We start from the raw sequence: 2,060 nt of genomic DNA, 5'->3' as shown, positions 1-2,060 counted from the left end.
ATCCTGAGTTTTACAGTTATTTAATTGTAAAACGCCCCTAATGCTTGATACATAAGCTTTTAGGGGCGTTTCTTACTTTATTCTATTTTCGTACTTTTTTCTGAGTTAACCACTCTAGAAAATTTTTTTATATATTTTTGCGATAATATCTTTCTAGCCACTTGGAATCCAAAAATATCCATCAATTCATCAACTAAATCAGTTCGGTCAAAAGCAGGAGTATAGTTTGAACCTTCAAGATAAACGATATTCATTTGACGTAAGGTTGTAATGATTTGCTCTTGACTATATTTTTCTGACAAATAGTGTTTTTCAAGAATTCTATAAACAAGAAGAGCGATAAAGCAAGTTAATAGATGCCCGTTGATTGATTCTTCTTTTCTAACATACATAGGTCTGGTTCGAAATTCACTTTTCATAATTCGAAAACTTTCTTCGATTTCCCATCTTTGACGGTTAGCTTGAATGATGATACCGATATTTTTATCTTCTAAATCAGTCGTCACTACGTAGAATCCATCTAATTTTGCTTCATTTTTAATTTTTTCTGTATCTAATTGAATGACCTTGTTAGAGGCGATTTCTCCATCCTCAGTAGTTGTGGTCGTTTTTATATAATAGCTAGGCTGTCTTTGATTTTTACGATCTAACTTGCTTGGATTTTCAATAAATTTAAGAGCACGATCAATTTTTTTCTGACGAATATGTTCGTGATAAGCTTTCTGACGAAAGCTGAACGATACAATATAACGTTCTTCAAGAGAATATTTATCTTTGGCTATGTCAGATTTTTTTGTTGTCTTTTCCCATCTTTCTTTGTAAAAAATCAAATCATAAACATTTCGTTCCGTACCGTCAATATTTATTTTATAATGTTTCAAATCAGTTTCGGCGTTTTCTGCGGCGTTCATGATATCCTGTAAATTGAATTTCTCTCTAGAGCCACTAATTCTCCAACCTGAAGGATCAATAGCCCATTCCTGTAGTGATTTTTTTAATTTCTTGATAGGTTGTGTCACAATATAGGCATGGTTGTTTTTTATGTTATTATACACTTTATTTTCCCAACCATTTAATCCAGCATCCGCAACGACAATGAACTTTTTCAACTGAAAATCTTCTTCAATTTTTTGTTCTAATTTGCGTAACGTAGGCTGCTCATTCATATTTCCTGCGAAAGCATAGTCCGCTAAAGGTATCCCATTACCATCCATAAACAACCCATATTGAACAATTGGATTGGGACGATGTTCTTTGCTAAAACCATATAATCTAAATTCATCTGGTTCTTCTGTTTCAAAGTAAAAATTTGTACAATCGTAGTATAAAACATTAGTATTGCGCGGATATAATTTTGTAGATCCTTGATATAATGCATTTTCAATCGTATATCGTTCTTGATACAAAATATGAAGTGCCCGATACACATCTTCCAATTGATAAGTAGATTGATGTAAAAAACGTTTTTTGTATTCGAAGGTTGCGCGTTTTGAACAAGGTTCAATAATACGTGTACAAACTAAATCACATAAGATATCAAAAAGATTAAATTGTATTTTGTATCGAGTTTGAATTTCTTGACATATACGCTTTAGCCCTAGAGAACAAAGAATATCCTTGATATACAAATATCCAACATTGTAAATTCTGGTTTCATCTTTTTCTATTAAATCCTTTTGAGCAACTTCAATAAGCATTTTACCATTTTCTGCCTTCAGTTGTTGTTTTCGCTCTTCGATATAATCCTTCAAATGATTGACAACTACTTCTCTGTCTGTAGTTTGATATTTTTCCATCAATGAATTTAAAGAACCTAGAGCCTCCACAACAAATGTAGAGCGTTTATTGGTTTCAGGATGAGTATAATCATCAATAATTGAAAACGACTCTGAATATTTAGATTTTGTTGATTTTAAACGCATTCCCATAGTAATCACCCGACTCTATTATACCATAAAGTACGAAAAAGTACGAGTATAAAATTGAAAAAATTTGACAAAAAAATAGCTTTATACCAAGGCATAGAGCGAAAATATTTCAATTCAACTGTAAAACTCCCG

Annotated in this window: 1 protein-coding gene; it reads right to left on the bottom strand. The window is 31.8% G+C overall.

Annotated elements, in window-relative coordinates; all coding sequences use genetic code 11:
* Positions 1–77: 77 nt before the first annotated feature.
* On the bottom strand, positions 78–1,928 hold the full coding sequence (locus tag ACTQZM_RS11810; RefSeq protein WP_441653879.1) for an IS1634 family transposase: 1,851 nt from the start codon (positions 1,926–1,928) through the stop codon (positions 78–80).
* Between the last annotated feature and the right edge of the window lie 132 nt (positions 1,929–2,060).

Source organism: Enterococcus cecorum (assembly GCF_052119425.1).
Lineage (GTDB): Bacteria > Bacillota > Bacilli > Lactobacillales > Enterococcaceae > Enterococcus_E > Enterococcus_E cecorum_C.
Note: the sequence above shows the minus strand (reverse complement) of the source record. Positions and strands in the feature narration are given on the sequence as shown.